The organism is Salisediminibacterium halotolerans (assembly GCF_003814815.1).
Classification (GTDB): Bacteria; Bacillota; Bacilli; order Bacillales; family Salisediminibacteriaceae; genus Salisediminibacterium; species Salisediminibacterium halotolerans.
In genome coordinates, this window is sequence record NZ_RKQQ01000008.1 from 31,880 (window position 1) to 48,438 (window position 16,559).

Annotated in this window: 16 protein-coding genes; all 16 read left to right on the plus strand. The window is 49.5% G+C overall.

The window, feature by feature from the left end; all coding sequences use genetic code 11:
• Positions 1 to 36: 36 nt before the first annotated feature.
• The 16 genes from EDD67_RS13485 to lysS all read left to right on the plus strand — a co-directional run bounded on the left by EDD67_RS13485 (position 37) and on the right by lysS (position 15,702).
• Entirely contained in the window at positions 37 to 798 is a 762-nt protein-coding gene (locus EDD67_RS13485) for a threonine/serine exporter family protein (protein WP_121438668.1), read from the plus strand.
• A complete protein-coding gene (locus EDD67_RS13490) occupies positions 758 to 1,264 on the plus strand; it encodes a threonine/serine exporter family protein (RefSeq protein WP_277872099.1) in 507 nt (168 codons plus the stop codon). The genes EDD67_RS13485 and EDD67_RS13490 overlap by 41 nt, the downstream gene beginning before the upstream one ends.
• Positions 1,248 to 2,648 carry a tRNA lysidine(34) synthetase TilS gene (tilS, locus tag EDD67_RS13495; protein ID WP_121438667.1) on the plus strand — a complete coding sequence of 467 codons (1,401 nt, stop codon included), beginning with the start codon at positions 1,248 to 1,250 and terminating at the stop codon, positions 2,646 to 2,648. Before EDD67_RS13490 ends, tilS begins: the two co-directional genes overlap by 17 nt.
• Before the next feature lie 50 nt (positions 2,649 to 2,698).
• Positions 2,699 to 3,241, plus strand: a complete 543-nt coding sequence (hpt, locus tag EDD67_RS13500; protein ID WP_093074052.1) for a hypoxanthine phosphoribosyltransferase — start codon at positions 2,699 to 2,701, stop codon at positions 3,239 to 3,241.
• Between the two features lie 66 nt (positions 3,242 to 3,307).
• The gene (ftsH, locus tag EDD67_RS13505) at positions 3,308 to 5,362 is read left to right on the plus strand and encodes an ATP-dependent zinc metalloprotease FtsH (RefSeq protein WP_093074054.1); all 2,055 of its coding nucleotides are present in this window, start codon (positions 3,308 to 3,310) and stop codon (positions 5,360 to 5,362) included.
• 67 nt (positions 5,363 to 5,429) lie between these two features.
• A complete protein-coding gene (locus EDD67_RS13510) occupies positions 5,430 to 6,218 on the plus strand; it encodes a type III pantothenate kinase (protein ID WP_121438666.1) in 789 nt (262 codons plus the stop codon).
• Positions 6,211 to 7,107: an Hsp33 family molecular chaperone HslO gene (hslO, locus tag EDD67_RS13515; protein WP_093074058.1), complete on the plus strand. Its 897-nt coding sequence runs from the start codon at positions 6,211 to 6,213 to the stop codon at positions 7,105 to 7,107. Before EDD67_RS13510 ends, hslO begins: the two co-directional genes overlap by 8 nt.
• An 87-nt stretch (positions 7,108 to 7,194) precedes the next feature.
• A complete protein-coding gene (gene cysK, locus EDD67_RS13520) occupies positions 7,195 to 8,124 on the plus strand; it encodes a cysteine synthase A (RefSeq protein ID WP_093074060.1) in 930 nt (309 codons plus the stop codon).
• A gap of 150 nt (positions 8,125 to 8,274) precedes the next feature.
• Positions 8,275 to 9,729, plus strand: coding sequence for an anthranilate synthase component I family protein (locus EDD67_RS13525; RefSeq protein ID WP_242005908.1), 1,455 nt, complete (start codon positions 8,275 to 8,277; stop codon positions 9,727 to 9,729).
• Positions 9,726 to 10,322: an aminodeoxychorismate/anthranilate synthase component II gene (gene pabA / locus EDD67_RS13530; RefSeq protein ID WP_121438664.1), complete on the plus strand. Its 597-nt coding sequence runs from the start codon at positions 9,726 to 9,728 to the stop codon at positions 10,320 to 10,322. Before EDD67_RS13525 ends, pabA begins: the two co-directional genes overlap by 4 nt.
• Complete coding sequence (gene pabC / locus EDD67_RS13535; protein ID WP_121438663.1) at positions 10,307 to 11,176, plus strand: aminodeoxychorismate lyase; 870 nt, start codon at positions 10,307 to 10,309, stop codon at positions 11,174 to 11,176. The genes pabA and pabC overlap by 16 nt, the downstream gene beginning before the upstream one ends.
• A 34-nt stretch (positions 11,177 to 11,210) precedes the next feature.
• The gene (folP, locus tag EDD67_RS13540; RefSeq protein WP_121438662.1) at positions 11,211 to 12,068 is read left to right on the plus strand and encodes a dihydropteroate synthase; all 858 of its coding nucleotides are present in this window, start codon (positions 11,211 to 11,213) and stop codon (positions 12,066 to 12,068) included.
• A 46-nt stretch (positions 12,069 to 12,114) separates the two neighbouring features.
• A complete protein-coding gene (folB, locus tag EDD67_RS13545; RefSeq protein WP_121438661.1) occupies positions 12,115 to 12,483 on the plus strand; it encodes a dihydroneopterin aldolase in 369 nt (122 codons plus the stop codon).
• The gene (gene folK, locus EDD67_RS13550; protein WP_121438660.1) at positions 12,480 to 13,010 is read left to right on the plus strand and encodes a 2-amino-4-hydroxy-6-hydroxymethyldihydropteridine diphosphokinase; all 531 of its coding nucleotides are present in this window, start codon (positions 12,480 to 12,482) and stop codon (positions 13,008 to 13,010) included. Before folB ends, folK begins: the two co-directional genes overlap by 4 nt.
• 34 nt (positions 13,011 to 13,044) lie before the next feature.
• On the plus strand, positions 13,045 to 14,037 hold the full coding sequence (gene dusB / locus EDD67_RS13555) for a tRNA dihydrouridine synthase DusB (RefSeq protein WP_121438659.1): 993 nt from the start codon (positions 13,045 to 13,047) through the stop codon (positions 14,035 to 14,037).
• 159 nt (positions 14,038 to 14,196) lie between these two features.
• Positions 14,197 to 15,702, plus strand: a complete 1,506-nt coding sequence (gene lysS / locus EDD67_RS13560) for a lysine--tRNA ligase (RefSeq protein WP_186805948.1) — start codon at positions 14,197 to 14,199, stop codon at positions 15,700 to 15,702.
• Positions 15,703 to 16,559: the final 857 nt, after the last annotated feature.

Here is a 16,559-nt window from a genome sequence, read left to right on the forward strand (position 1 = left end):
GGAAATACGCGCGGATTGAAGAAAGGGTGTGACGAAATGGCCGACTTAGCAGACGAAATGATGGATACCTGTCTGCTTGCCGGTGAGATCATGCTGACGTACGGAGCGGAGACGTACAGGATTGAAGAGACGCTCGAACGGATGGCTGTAGCGGCAGGTTTTGCAAATGTCCACTGTTTTTCAACAACAACGGGCATTTTTTTGTCGTTTGAAGAGAAAAAAGGCGACGGAGATTTAATGCAGATGGTCCGCGTGGACGACCGCCGGCAAGATTTAAATAAAATTAAAGAAGTGAATCAAGTTTCAAGAGAATTCACGGGCGGATACTTAACGATCAGCGAAGCGCATGGCAGGTTAAAAGACATATACCATTCGCCGGTGAATTACCCGGTTTGGGTGATTCATCTGTTTGCCGGTGTCGCAGGATCAGGCTTTTCCTATTTGTTCGGCGGCGGTTTGTTTGACCTTATCCCTGCATATATTGCCGCGGTAGCGGCAAGTGTATCGCTTGTCGAACTGGAAGGATATATGAAAGTCCGGTTTGCATCCGAGTTCGCCGCGGCTTTTACCGGCGGGACGGTTGCGATATTGCTTGTTATGATCGGTCTCGGCAACAATCTCGATCAAATTATTATCGGATCATTGATGCCGCTTGTTCCCGGCGTTCCGCTGACGAATGCTGTCCGGGATTTATTGAGCGGCGATTTGCTGGCGGGAATGAGCCGGGGCGTCGAGGCGCTGTTAACATCACTGGCGATTGCCAGCGGAGTCGCGTTGGCGATTTCTTTGTTTATATAAAAGGAGGAAGCGGAATATGGGTTTCGCGTTGGAACTGATCATCACATTTGCTGCAACTGTAGCTTTCGGGATTCTTTTTAATGTCCCGAAACATGCTCTCGCCGTCGGCGGAAGCATTGGCATGGTGACGTGGACGGTTTTACAAACATCGATGCATTTCGGCGCCGCTCCGATTGCCGCGACCGGACTTGCATCATTGTCGGCAGCGATTGTCGCGCACGTGTTTGCCAAACGAATGCGGCTGCCGGTGACAACCCTTTCGATTCCGGGGATTTTACCGTTAGTCCCCGGAAGCCGAGCCTACTTTACGATGCTGGCGTTTGTTGAAGGAAATTACATTGAAGGTCTCGAACACGGCGTGGAAACAATGCTGATTGCCGGCGCGATTGCCGGCGGACTGGTTTTTTCCTTGTCCATTACTACGTTCGGCAAAGGAGTCGGCCACCGGTATGAATCCATTCATTGACGCATTTATTCACCGGCACCACTTGCTTAAAAAAGGGGATCGGCTGCTCGTTGCTGTTTCGGGCGGCACGGACAGCATGGTTTTGCTTGATTGGCTTATGGCCAGCAGTCAAAAGTATCAATTCACGCTTGATGCGATGCACGTTCACCACGGATTGCGCGGAGCAGATGCCGATGCGGATGAACGCTTTGTCCGGCAGTATTGCGAGACGTACGGCATTTCGTATCATTGCACCTTTTTGCGGCTCGATAAAAAAAACAACCGCCGCTCGCTGCAAGATTTAGCGCGCGAGAAGCGTTATGAAGCTCTCGGCGAAAAGATGCGCGAAATTGGCGCGAATAAACTAGCAGTCGCGCATCACGGCGACGATCAAGCGGAGACTATGCTGATGCAATGGGTGCGCGGCGCTGCATCAAGCGGGAGCGGGATGCCTGCAATCCGGGCTTTTGCCGAAGGTGAACTGATTCGGCCGTTTTTATCTGTCTCAAAAAGAGAGATCGAAAGCATCGGCCGTGAAAAAGGGATCCCCTATCGTCATGACGCCTCGAATGACAGCCGGAACTACACGCGGAATCGTCTGCGTAAAAACGTAATGCCTTATCTGTATGCGGAGAACCCGCGCTTGCATCAAACGGCGCAGCGTCAGGCGGAGCAAGCGCAGCTGGAAGATGCTTATTTGGCAGAGCAGGCATACAGCTGTTTTCAAACATTGCGGGTTGATAAACAAGCCGTTTTCTGTGATGATTTGCTCAATATTCCGCACGCTTTACAAAGAAGGGTCATTCATCTACTATTAAACTATCTTGACGATGAAAACACGTCTGTTTGGAGCCGCCATGATATCGACTCTGTTCTTGAGTTGACAAAGCATTCCGTACCTTCAGCTTCCCGCAACTTAACGCACTCTTGGAAGGCGGAACGCCGTTACGGCGAACTGCATTTTTTACGGGTGCGCGACAGCGGGCGGTCAGCGGCTAAGGAAACCGAAGTCTCGCTTGAGTTTACAGAGGTATATCGAACGGATCGCGGGCTGTTGCGCGTTTACCCGCCCGGAGCTGAGGCGCCGAATGATAACGGGCGCTCAGACTCCGTTTCAATCAACGTACAAAAGGCAGCGCTCCCGCTCCGTCTCAGGACAAGAAAACCGGGAGACAGGATCCGTCTGCCTGACGGGCGCGGCTCAAAAAAAATTAAAGACGTCATGATCGATTTAAAAATTCCTAAATCTATCCGTGATCAATGGCCCATTCTTACCGATGATCATGGTACAATATTGTGGGTTCCGCTGTTAATTCGGTCTTATGAATTGCAAAACCAGCGTCCGGACGAAAAAAATTCGGCCGTGCTGACTTATAATGAAGCTTCACACCATCAACAGTGCTGAAGCAAATAGCCAATCGATTTGATTATTCTTAGGAGGGACAAGTTAACGTTATGAGAGATGATATTCAGGAAGTGCTGGTTTCAGAAGAGGAAGTACAAAATAAAGTGGCTGAACTCGGGGCGGAGCTGACGGAAGAATATGAAGGCCGTTTTCCCCTTGTAATCGGGGTTTTGAAAGGCTGTCTCCCGTTTATGGGCGATTTGATTCAAAAAATGGATACCCATCTGGAATTTGATATGATGGACGTTTCCAGCTACGGACACGCTTTTGTCTCAAGCGGCGAAGTGAAAATCGAAAAAGATTTGAATACGTCGGTAGAGGGCCGCGATGTGCTGATCGTGGAAGATATTATCGACAGCGGTTTGACGCTCAAATATCTTGTGAACCTGCTGGAATACCGCAAGGCTAACTCAGTTCGGATCGTGACATTGCTTGATAAACCGGAAGGACGTTCTGTCGACATTGCAGCTGATAAAGCCGGATTTATCATTCCGGATAAATTTGTTGTAGGGTACGGGCTTGATTATATCGAAAAGTACCGCAATCTCCCTTACATCGGTGTATTGAAGCCGGAAATTTATCAGTCCGAATAAATTGAGAGGACAACTTTGAGTATGGTACTATAATGAAAGTGCATTTGATGTGGGAGGAGGTTCAGGATGAATCGGATATTTCGTAATACGATATTTTATTTGTTGATTTTCCTTGTAATCGTCGGTATTGTCAGCGTTTTTCAGCAAGAACCGGGCGAAACCGAAGAGATTACATTTACAGAATTTCAACAGGAATTGGAAGCCGACAACGTTGAATCATTGGAGATTCAACCGAACTTAGATGTGTACACCGCGAGGGGACAGCTGCAAGGTGCGGAGGAAGATGAATTTTTCACCGTTCACGTTCCGGATTTGGAGATGTTCCTTGAGGAAGTTGTTTATTACACAGGTGAAGAAGGTCTCTCCGAATTGACCGTTGAACCGGCAGATGAGCCGGGCGGCTGGGTGACATTTTTCACTGCGATCATTCCGTTCGTGATCATTTTCATCCTCTTTTTCTTCCTCTTGAGTCAGTCTCAAGGCGGCGGAAACAAGATGATGAACTTCGGCAAGAGCAAGGCGAAACTTGTTACCGAAGACAAGAAAACAGCCCGTTTTCGTGATGTAGCAGGAGCGGATGAGGAGAAGCAGGAATTGACAGAAGTGGTTGACTTCCTGAAAGATCCGCGGAAATTTGCTGATATCGGGGCGCGGATTCCAAAAGGTGTGCTTCTTGTCGGACCGCCGGGAACCGGTAAAACATTAATTGCCCGCGCAGTAGCCGGTGAAGCCGGCGTACCGTTTTTCTCCATCAGCGGTTCGGACTTTGTTGAAATGTTTGTCGGTGTCGGGGCGTCACGGGTGCGCGATCTTTTCGAGAACGCGAAGAAAAATTCGCCGTGTATCATTTTCATCGATGAAATCGATGCTGTCGGACGCCGCCGCGGCGCAGGTGTCGGCGGAGGCCACGACGAACGGGAGCAGACACTCAACCAGCTTCTCGTTGAAATGGACGGTTTCGGCGTGAATGAGGGGATCATTTTAATTGCAGCAACAAACCGTGCTGATATACTTGACCCGGCATTGCTGCGGCCTGGACGGTTTGACCGTCAAATCATGATCGGACGTCCGGATGTAAAAGGCCGCGAAGCGGTGCTCGGCGTTCATGCGAAAGAAAAGCCGCTCGCTGACGATGTCGAATTAAAAGTCATTGCGCAGCGAACGCCTGGATTTTCTGGTGCGGACTTAGAGAACCTGCTTAACGAGGCGGCGCTCGTTGCCGCGCGCTCGGATAAGAAGAAAATCGATATGGAATCGGTCGAAGAAGCGATTGACCGGACGATTGCTGGTCCGTCGAAAAAGAGCCGTGTCATTTCGGAAAAAGAAAAGAATATCGTTGCCCATCATGAGGCCGGTCATACAGTTGTCGGCATGAAGCTTGAAAACGCGGACATGGTTCATAAAGTGACGATCGTGCCGCGCGGTCAAGCGGGCGGTTACGCGATGATGCTTCCGAAAGAAGATCGCTACTTTATGACAAAGCCGGAGCTGATTGATAAAATTATCGGTCTTCTCGGCGGACGTGTTGCAGAAGAAGTCATGTTTAACGAAGTGTCTACCGGCGCTCATAATGACTTTCAGCGTGCAACCGGGATCGCACGTAAAATGGTGATGGAATACGGGATGAGCGACAAGCTCGGACCTGTTCAATTTGGCAATACGCAAGGAGAGCCGTTCCTCGGCCGCGATATGCAAAACGAACAGAATTACAGTGACGCGATTGCGCACGAGATCGATATGGAAGTGCAGCAGATCCTTAAAGACGCTTACGAAAGCTGCCGTCAAATTTTAACGGAGCATAAAGCGAGTCTTGAGCTGGTAGCTGAAATGTTAATTGAACACGAAACGCTCGATGCAGAGCAGATTCGCTCGCTCGTAGAAGATGGCAAACTGCCGGAAGATCACCACTTTACAAAGAAGATCAACGGTGAAGAACCGGAAGATATTTATACGGGTGACGCAGAAGAAGCGGAGCCGTCGGCGGAAGAGGGAACAGACGAACCTGATTCGGACGATGCCGGCGCTGACAGCGATTCGACTTCGGAAACGCCGGAAGAAGATGATCAAGACGGCGCGGATACGGAAGAATCGGATGATGACAGCAGCGGGAAAAAAGAATAAACGTTGATAGGGAGGGTGTCGCTGCGGCACCCTCTTTCCCGTTTATGACAGCGAAAGGGATGATTGGATGATTGCGGTATTTGATGTCGGGAATACAAAGACAGCGTTAGGTTTGTACGAAAAGGGAAAACGGGTTTATGATTGGACTGTACAGACGGATGTCAATCAAACGGCGGATGCATTTGCGATGCTGATTCGGCAATTATTCCAACACCACGGTCTGAAGCTGGAAAACGTCCGCGGCGTGATGGTTTCGTCTGTCGTGCCGGCATTTGATGAAACGCTTCGGGATATGTGCACCCGTTATTTTGATTTGCCGCCGAAAACGGTCGGTCCTGGAATTAAAACAGGGTTGAATATTATGAGCGACAATCCGAAAGAAGTCGGCAGCGATCGCATCGTTAATGCCGTTTCAGCGCTGCAAAAGTATCAAGCGCCGTTAATCATTGTCGATTTCGGAACAGCCTCGACGTATTGTTACATTAACAAAAAGAGTCAGTATATGGGCGGTGTCATTGCTCCAGGGATGGAGATTTCGATGCAGGCGCTCTACAATAAAGCGTCGAAACTGCCGACAGTCGACACAGTCAAAACGGACAAAGTCATCGGTACAAACACCGTTGATGCGATGCGCTCCGGTTATCTTTTCGGGGTCATTTCGCAGGCGGAAGGCATCATCGGCAAGATCAAAGCAGAAGCGGACGATGCGTCCCCGCTTGTGATTGCCACCGGTGATCAGGCGGAAATGATTGCTGAAAATACCGCCTCGATTGATAAAGTCGAACCTTACTTGACGCTCGACGGTCTTTGTTACATTTATGAGAAGAACGAAAAAAGGAGAATGAATGATGAATAATGATTATTTAGTAAAGGCGCTTGCCTTTGATGATAACGTGCGAATTTATGCGATCCGTTCAACGGAAATGGTGAAAGAAGCCGCCCGGCGCCAGGAAACATGGCGGACGGTAACCGCTGCACTCGGACGAGCGATGTCAGCAGGCACGATGATGGGCGCGATGTTAAAGGGCGATGAAAAGCTGACAATCAAAATCGAAGGAAACGGCCCGTCATCACCGATCGTTGTCGATGCCACCGCCGGCGGAACGGCGCGAGGCTACTTAAATAAAGCTGATATTGATCCGGCGAGGCGCGAAGACGGAAAATTAAACGTTTCCTCCGTTGTCGGCAATGAAGGATCGTTATCTGTCGTCAAAGATCTCGGCATGCGTGAGCACTTTACCGGCAGTGTTCCATTAGTCAGCGGTGAGATCGGCGACGATTTCACGTACTATTTCGCATCGTCAGAACAAACGCCGTCATCTGTCGCACTCGGTGTCTTAATCGGCGAAGACGATGATGTCCAGGCCTCCGGAGGCTTCATCGTTCAGTTAATGCCGGGTGCTTCAGATGATATGATCGACATCGTCGAACAGCGGCTGAGCGAACTTCCGCCTGTATCAACAATGATTAAGTGGGGGAAAACGCCGGAGGAAATTGTCGAGCAAATTGCCGGCGAAAATAATTTCCGGGTGATTGAAACAATGGAAACAAAGTTTCAATGTCATTGTTCCAAAGAACGGATTACAAACGCTCTGTACGGAATTGACGGAGCTGAATTAAAAGCGATGATCGAAGAAGACGAGGGTGCGGAAACGATCTGCCAATTTTGCAACGAAATTTACAATTTTTCGAAAGCAGAACTTGAAGAAATCGAAAGCGAGCGAGAAAACACCGGGCGGCAGTAAGCGGCTTGACGGCGTGTAACAAGTTTGCTAAGATTAAAACCAATAAATCTTACCTATTTACTAGGTTTTGGCGGAGGAGCTGTTACAATGGGAAAAGTTGTTGAGTCGATAACGGAGTTGATCGGTGAAACACCGCTGGTGAAGCTGCAGCGGCTGACAGAGGACGATCATGCTGACGTGTATGTGAAACTCGAATTTATGAACCCTGGAAGCAGTGTAAAAGACCGAATTGCTCTTTCAATGGTCGAAAGCGCTGAAAATTCAGGGAATATTAAGCCGGGCGACACGATCGTCGAACCGACAAGCGGCAATACCGGTATCGGTTTAGCCATGGTGGCGGCGGCCAAAGGGTACCGCTCTCTATTAGTGATGCCGGATACGATGAGTTTAGAACGGCGGAATTTGCTGAAAGCTTACGGAGCAGAGCTGGAACTGACCCCGGGGCCGGACGGCATGGGCGGTGCGATCGCGCGAGCCAAGGAACTTCAGCGTGAGCACGGCTACTTTATGCCCCAGCAATTTGAAAATGAGGCGAACCCGGCCGTTCACCGCGAAACGACCGGAATAGAACTTGTCGATCAAATGGACGGCCAGATCGATGCGTTTGTCTCGGGGATCGGGACCGGCGGGACGATCACAGGAGCCGGTGAAGTATTGAAAAAGCATTTTCCTGATGTTCAACTCATTGCGCTTGAACCGGAGGATTCTCCTGTTCTGTCAGGCGGAAATAAAGGACCGCATAAAATTCAAGGCATTGGCGCCGGCTTCGTCCCGGAAATTCTTGATACATCTATGTACGACCAAGTGATGACGGTGTCGACAGAAAAATCGTATGAGTATGCCCGGCGGGCGGCGAGAGAAGAAGGCATTCTCGGCGGCATTTCTTCCGGAGCAGCTATTTCCGCTGCGCTTGACGTCGCTAAACAATTAGGAAAAGGGAAAAAAGTTGTCGCCGTCATTCCGAGTAACGGCGAACGTTATTTAAGCACCCCGCTGTACGATTTCGAAACAGAATAATCACAACAAAGCCCGGCGTGTGCCGGGCTTTGTTATCGTCGGTTACGAGGTGATTGCGTCAGATCGCTCCTCCCCTTATAATGTAATGAAGGTAAGTGTAGGGTTTTCCTATATATGGTTGAAATACAGCTTTTGAAAGAGGTTGAAATCATGACAAGACAGCCTGCCGGGAAGATGTTTCCGCTGGATGAGAAAACGGATAACTGGTATTTGACCTATTGTGAGCTATCCCGCGGGAACGACTGCCACGTCTTGCTCGAAAGCGGAAGGGGCGGGCGCTATTCTGTGATCGGTTTATCGCCGTGGGCTTCGTTAAAAGGGAAAGATCAAGTGCTGACTGTAACGACACGAGAAACGGTCAAACGGTTTGACGGACCGCTTCTTGAATCATTGCGCAGATGGATGGACGCGTATAAAACAAACATCGATCCCGAGCTTCCGGATGTTCAAGGCGGGCTGATCGGCCAGTGGAGTTACGACTTGATCCGGCAAATCGAAACGCTTCCCGATGAAACGGCAGATGATCTTCAAACGGATGACCTTCACCTCTTGGCTTTTGATGAGCTGTACGTGATTGATCATAAAATGGAAACGCTCTGGTTGATCGTCATAACTGATGAGTCAGATCCTGAGCCGATCCTTTTGAACATGGAAGACGCGTGGGGGAAAGCGGAGGCGAGAGTGAACGATCAAACCGCGGATTTTTCATTCGCGGGCGGCGCACCGCCGAAAGCTTCTTCCCGGCGCCGGTCGTTTGATAAAAAAACATTCACAGAAGCGGTGCGTCAAGTGCAGCAGTATATCCGCGACGGCGATGTTTTTCAAGTCAATTTATCCGTTCGGGAATCTGAGCCGTTAACGGTTGCGCCGATGCACATCTATAAATGGCTCCGGGCGGTCAACCCTTCGCCGTATATGGGTTATTTTGCGACGCCGGAAACGTTTTATATCAGTGCTTCCCCGGAACTTCTCGTCAAAGTGAAAGGCGATGAGATCAGTACCCGGCCGATTGCGGGCACGCGCTCGCGGGGGAAAGATGAACAAGACGACGTTCGCTTGGCAGAGACATTAATCAACAACGAAAAAGAGCGGGCGGAACACATTATGCTTGTCGATCTCGAACGCAATGATCTCGGCCGTGTCAGCCGATACGGGAGCGTGCATGTCGATGAGCTGATGGTGATTGAAAAGTACTCGCACGTCATGCACATCGTCTCCAACATCCGCGGAGTTAAGGCGGCGGATAAAGATGCCATCGACGTGCTGAAAGCGGCGTTTCCCGGCGGAACGATTACGGGTGCGCCGAAAATCCGCACGATGGAAATCATCGAGGAGCTGGAGCCGGTCCGACGGGGCGCTTATACCGGTGCGTTCGGCTGGCTCGGTTTTAACGGTGATATGGAACTGAACATCACGATCCGCACGATGGTTATTAAAGACGAAGAAGTGCATGTTCAGGCCGGAGCAGGCATTGTCGTTGATTCGAACCCAGAAGCGGAATATAAAGAATCGTTAAAAAAGGCGAAGGCGCTTTGGTATGCAAAAGAGAAGAGCGAAGAGGAGCTGTTAATGATGAAAAGACGAGCAGAGGAGGAAGTTAAATGATTTTAATGATTGATAATTATGATTCATTTACGTACAACTTAGTGCAGTATTTAGGGGAAATGGGGGAAGACTTAGCCGTCCGCCGCAACGATGAAGTGACGCTAAAAGATATCGAAGAGCTCGCGCCGGATTATGTGATGATTTCCCCCGGACCGTGCTCGCCGAATGAAGCGGGCATGAGCATGGCAATTATCGATCATTTTTCCGGGAAGATTCCCATTTTGGGGGTTTGCCTCGGTCATCAGTCGCTTGCTCAAGTTTTCGGCGCCGAGGTTGTCCGGGCTGAGCGGCTTATGCACGGCAAAACGTCCGCGATTGACCACGACGGTCGCACGGTGTTTGCCGGCTTGTCTCACCCGTTTACCGCGACGCGTTATCATTCGTTGATTGTAAAACGGGAGACGCTTCCGGATGTATTGGAAATTTCGGCCGAGACGAGCCGCGGTGAAATTATGGGGCTTCGTCACCGCGAATTCCCGGTAGAAGGCGTGCAATTTCACCCTGAATCGATTATGACCGACACGGGCAAACAGCTGTTGCGCAACTTTCTGGCAGCTTACCGGGAGTATGAGCGCCGATGTTCCACTGTGTAAACGGTGAATTGACAGACGAAGCATCATTGCAGGTGTCGCCGTTTGATCACGGTTTTTTGTACGGCATGGGTTTATTTGAAACGTTCCGCACGTACAGCGGGCATCCGTTTTTGCTCGATGATCATTTTCACCGTTTGCATGCGAGTGCCGAGCAGATGCAAATCAAACTGCCCGCTTATGACCGGGAGCGGACGCTCGCTGTTATTTATGATTTGCTCAAAAAAAATAACACGGCCGACGCTTATTTCCGCTGGAACATTACGGCCGGAGAACGCGGCATCGGTCTGCCCTCCGCACCTTACGATGCACCGAATGAGTTCGTTTTTGTCAAACAACTTCCGGCATCGTTTCCGGCAGAAAAGCAGGCCGTCACTTTAAACCAACGGCGCAACACTCCTGAAACAGCGGTCAGGATGAAATCGCACCATTATTTTAATAATATTGCCGGAAGGCAGGAATTAGGCAATGCTGCCGGTGTTGAAGGCATTTTTTTGACCGAAGACGGCTTTGTCAGCGAAGGGATTGTCTCGAATATTTTTTGGCGCAAAGGCCAAACTGTCTTTACCCCGGATTTGTCATGCGGCTGCCTGCCCGGGACGGCGCGTTCCTATATAATCACGGCTGCCCGCAAAGCGGGGTTGCAAGTTGAATCCGGCCGGTTCAGCCTGGCCCATGCTCAAGCGGCGGATGAAGTCTGGTTGACGAATGCAATTCAGGAAATCGTACCGGTCTCCGTATGGGATGAAGCCATTTTCAGCGGTCAGAGCGGGGAAGTTTACCGAAAGCTTCGTTCTGTGTATCATCAGCACTGCAGGCAATTATTTTCGCTGGCAGACTGGCAATATGAAAGCTGAAAAGCAGTTAACCACGCAGAAAAAGGTGATGTAGATGAATGAGAAACGGCAAGTCATCGCATGGGGCCGCTATGAATTGGATTTTTCCTTGTCTACTGCGGTCATGGGGATTTTGAATATAACGCCCGATTCGTTTTCGGACGGCGGATCATACAACACTCCCGAAGAGGTTGCCGAACGCGCTAAACTTCTCGTCAGGCAGGGAGCTGATATTTTAGATATCGGCGGTGAATCGACCCGTCCGGGAGCGGTGCCGATCACAGCGGCAGAGGAACTGCGCCGCGTTATTCCGGCAGTTCAAGCTGTGCGCCAAGCTGTTGATGTGCCGCTGTCTGTCGATACGTACAAAGCAGAAGTGGCGAAGCAGGCTCTCGATGCCGGGGCGGATATGATTAACGATGTTTGGGGAGCGAAAAAAGACGTTGATATGGCGGCTGTAGCAGCAGCCTATGATGTGCCGATTGTGTTAATGCACAACCGCAATAATATGGATTATGTTAATTTAGTTGAAGATGTAAAAAACGATTTAAATGAGAGCATCGAGATTTGTTTAGCGCACGGCGTGAAGAAGGAGCGGATTATTCTCGATCCCGGGATCGGTTTTGCGAAGACGTATGAGGACAATATTCATATTATGCGCCGGCTCGAAGAATTTAAAGCATTAGGCTACCCGCTGCTCCTTGGTACATCGCGAAAATCGCTGATTTCAAAAACGCTTGATCTGCCGGTCGACCAGCGTGTGGAAGGAACCGGCGCAACGGTTTGCCTCGGGATTGAAAAAGGGAGCGATATCATCCGCGTTCATGACGTGTTAGAAATGAGCAGAATGGCGAAAATGATGGATGTTATGCTGGGAAAAGGCAATGAACCGCTGGCTCCGAGCGGTTCGTAATTCACTGGCGCCAGCTTTAAATGTTCAAATGTGAAAGGGTGAGACGATGGACAAGGTGTTCGTCGAAGGAATGCAGTTTTACGGCTATCACGGAGCTTTTCCGGAAGAAAATAAACTCGGCCAGCGCTTTACGGCGGACGTTGTTTTAGAGATGGATACGCGCAAGGCAGCAGCCAGCGATCATCTCGACGATACGGTGAATTACGCGAAAGTTTATGAAATGGCGAAGCATGTCATCGAAGGCGAGCCGGTCAGCTTAGTCGAGACATTGTCAAACAAACTGGCGGATGTGCTTCTCCGGCAATTTCCCGAGGTGACCGGCTGCACTGTGAAAATCATTAAACCCGATCCGCCGATTCCGGGACACTATGACCATGTCGCTGTTCAGGTTTCGCGGGATCGAAGCGATATATGACGGATGTAACAGAAACGGTGTTTTATCTTGCGCTCGGTTCTAATCAGGGTGATCGGGAAAGCCACTTAGAACGAGCGTTAAAGCAATTGCATGCAGCGCCGGGGGTACGGCTGGTGAAAGTTTCGTCTGTTTATGAAACAGCTCCGGTCGGCAAAACCGATCAACCTGTGTTTTTAAATATGGCCGTTAAAGGTTGTACGGCATTAAGCCCTGAAGAGCTCCTGGATGAAACACAGCGGATTGAGAGTGAAGGCGGACGGATGCGCGAGGAACTTTGGGGGCCGCGGACGATTGACCTTGATATTTTACTTTTCGGCACGGAAAGAAAAGCAACAAACAGGCTGAGCATTCCTCATCCGCGCTTAAGCGAGCGGGCTTTTGTGCTGATCCCGCTGGCGGAAGTCGAACCGGATTTGACGATTGACAGTTTAGGATCGATTTCTGAACTGATTGAGCGCTCTGCTGATAAAGATAGTGTTGTCAAAAAGAGCGTGTTGGCATGGGGAGAAGAACTCAGGGGGAACTGAACACGAACTACATTATTTCCAGAGGTGAAACAACATGTTGAAAATAAGTGACATCACGATGAAAAACCGCGTCGTTCTTGCCCCGATGGCCGGCGTATGCAACCCGGCGTTCCGCCTGATTGCCAAAGAATTCGGCACGGGACTTGTATGTGCAGAAATGGTCAGTGACAAAGCGATCCTGCATAAAAACGAACGTTCGCTCGACATGCTTTATGTGGATGAACGGGAAAAGCCGCTGAGTTTGCAAATTTTCGGCGGCACGCGGGAAACATTGACAGAAGCAGCCAAAGTTGTCGACAAACAGACGAATGCTGATATTATCGACATTAATATGGGCTGTCCCGTACCGAAAATTACATCCTGCGATGCGGGGGCCCGCTGGCTTTTGAATCCGGATAAAATTTATGAAATGGTTGCCGCGACGGTCGACGCCGTCGACAAACCTGTTACTGTAAAAATGCGCAAAGGCTGGGACGACGACTCGATTTATGCCGTCGAGAATGCAAAAGCCGTTGAACGCGCAGGCGGTCAGGCGATATCGCTTCACGGCCGTACCCGCGTGCAAATGTACGAAGGAGAAGCCGATTGGAATATCTTGCGCGAAGTAAAAAATGCGGTAAATATTCCGATTATCGGCAACGGGGATGTAAAAACGCCGGAGGATGCCCGGCGCATGCTTGATGAAACAGGTGTTGACGGCGTGATGGTCGGACGCGCCGCTCTCGGGAATCCGTGGATGCTTTACCGCACCATTCATTACTTGGAAACCGGTGAGAATATTTCGGAACCGTCTCCGCAAGAGAAGATGGATGTCTGCAAGCTTCATATGGACAGACTGATCGATCTAAAAGGCGAAGAAGTCGCTGTCCGTGAAATGCGCAAGCACGCATCGTGGTATATTAAAGGTATCCGCGGCGCGGCAAAAATGCGCGATAAGATCAATCAAATGGCGACGCGTGACGAGATGGCCGCCGCTTTCGATCAGTTGGGCGAGGAAATGCAAGAGCGGCAAGCGGTGTCAACGTAACGAATGAACGCGCTTTTCAATGAGTTGACAAGCATCGTGAACTTTTCTATAATACGTTGAGATTAAGAGACTGCCGGTTAATCCCGGCAGTTTCTGCGTATACTGTTCATTACTGCGATGACTGACATTAAGATTTTACACGTACAGGAGATGGTGAACGTGACCGAGGAATACAATACCACTGATCAGCTGCAAGTCCGCCGCGAAAAGTTAAACAACATGATCGACCTTGGCATTGATCCGTTCGGCAGCAAATTTGAGCGCACTCATTATGCTCAGACGATCATCCAGGATTATGACCAATTTGCTAAAGAAGAACTCGAAGAAAAAAATGACCGCGTCGTGATTGCCGGAAGAATGATGACGAAGCGCGGCAAAGGAAAAGCCGGTTTTGCTCATTTACAGGATATTTCCGCACAAATTCAAATTTATGTCCGGAAAGATGAAGTCGGTGAAGAAGCTTACGATTTGTTCGGCCGTGCTGATATTGGCGATATCATCGGCGTGACCGGCACAGTTTTTAAAACGAAAGTAGGCGAACTGTCCGTTAAGGCGGATGAATTTCAAATTCTGACAAAATCGCTCCGGCCGCTGCCGGATAAATATCACGGCTTAAAAGATGTTGAACAGCGCTATCGTCAGCGTTATTTGGATTTGATTATGAATCCGGAAGTTCGCGATACATTCGTTCTCCGCAGTAAAATTTTGCAATCAATGCGCCGTTACTTGGACGAGCAAGGATTTCTTGAAGTGGAAACGCCAATGATGCATTCGATCGCCGGCGGGGCTTCAGCCCGGCCGTTTGAGACACATCACAATGCATTGGATATGACGCTGTTTATGCGTATCGCTATCGAACTCCATTTAAAAAGGCTGATTGTCGGCGGAATGGAAAAGGTTTATGAAATCGGCCGCGTCTTTCGCAACGAAGGGATCTCCACCCGCCACAACCCGGAGTTTACTATGATTGAATTATATGAAGCTTATGCCGACTACAAAGATATCATGACACTGACGGAAAATGTCATTGCTCATGTTGCCGAAGATGTGCTCGGCACGACCGTTGTTGAATATGACGAATACAAACTCGATTTGACACCGGAATGGAAAAAAGTACACATTGCCGATATTATTAAAGAATATACCGGAGTGGACTTTTGGCAAGAGATGTCTGATGAAGAAGCGCAGAATCTCGCGAAAAAACACGGGGTCCCATATAAAGAAACGATGAAATTCGGCCATATCGTCAATGAGTTCTTCGAGTACTTCGTTGAAGAAAAACTGATTCAGCCGACATTTGTTTACGGTCACCCGATTGAAATCTCGCCGTTAGCGAAAAAGAGCAGCGAAGATCCTCGGTTTACCGATCGCTTTGAATTGTTCATTGTCGGGCGCGAACACGCAAATGCGTTCAGCGAATTAAACGATCCGATTGATCAGCGTGCAAGGTTTGAAGCGCAGATAGTCGAACGCGAGCAAGGGGACGACGAAGCGCATATGATGGATGAAGATTTCATTGAATCGCTCGAATATGGTTTGCCGCCGACCGGCGGGCTGGGCATCGGCATTGACAGGTTAGTGATGCTTTTGACCAACTCCAAATCGATTCGGGATGTGCTCCTTTTCCCGCAAATGCGTGCGCGGACAGAAGAGAAGTCGGAATAAACACAGCGTTAAATCGTACGAAACCAGGACAAAACCGGTGGATAAAGACGGCTCTCACATCCGTGGGGGCCGTCAGATTGTATACAAACTAAGCCATGCAGCCGCTAACCTCCGCTTGCCCCGGGCAAGGACTCAGCTAGTATTCGGAGGCCTTGGATCGCCGAATCCGGATCTTCGTCGCTTGCTTTCCCAGAGGCGTCGGAGAAGTGGATGCGTGGCTTTCTTTATTATGAATACACTCGATTCAAAAAAGAGGATGACCCGGCATCCCGGCATTCTCCTGCGGAATAGCGAGACAGGCGAGACTCTGCAGGGCATCAGCTCGAAGCGGCTAGGCGCTCGCCCGCGGACTAGTAAGAGACGGCGAAGTCTTTTGAGCCGATGTCGCAGTGATACCTTCAGGTGAAAGAAGCCGGATGATGCGCAGTCAGCCGTTCCTTTTAATAGGACATCGATCGATATCATGACTTTGTCTAGACTCTGCGGCTCTCACATCCATGAGGGCTGTTTTTTAATCTTTAATCATAAATACTGCCGGCTTCGCTGAATGAAACGTTTTGTCCCAAGTGCGTATTTTTTATAAAAACTTTTTAAAAAACCTATTGCATTCATTTCATTTCTCATGGTATATTTTTTCTTGTCGCTTTGATGATATTTCGAAAGCGAAAGCCGCAAAAATTCTTTTTAAAAAAAGAATTGACGTAACTTTGACGGCATGGTATATTAATAAAGTCGCCGTAAGGAAAAAGCGGCCGTATTGATCTTTGAAAACTAAACAAAAGCCAAGCGTAAAGTGGGATATAGTAAGAAGATATCCCGTCAATTTAGCAAGACAAGTCCGGAAGACATTCCGGCAA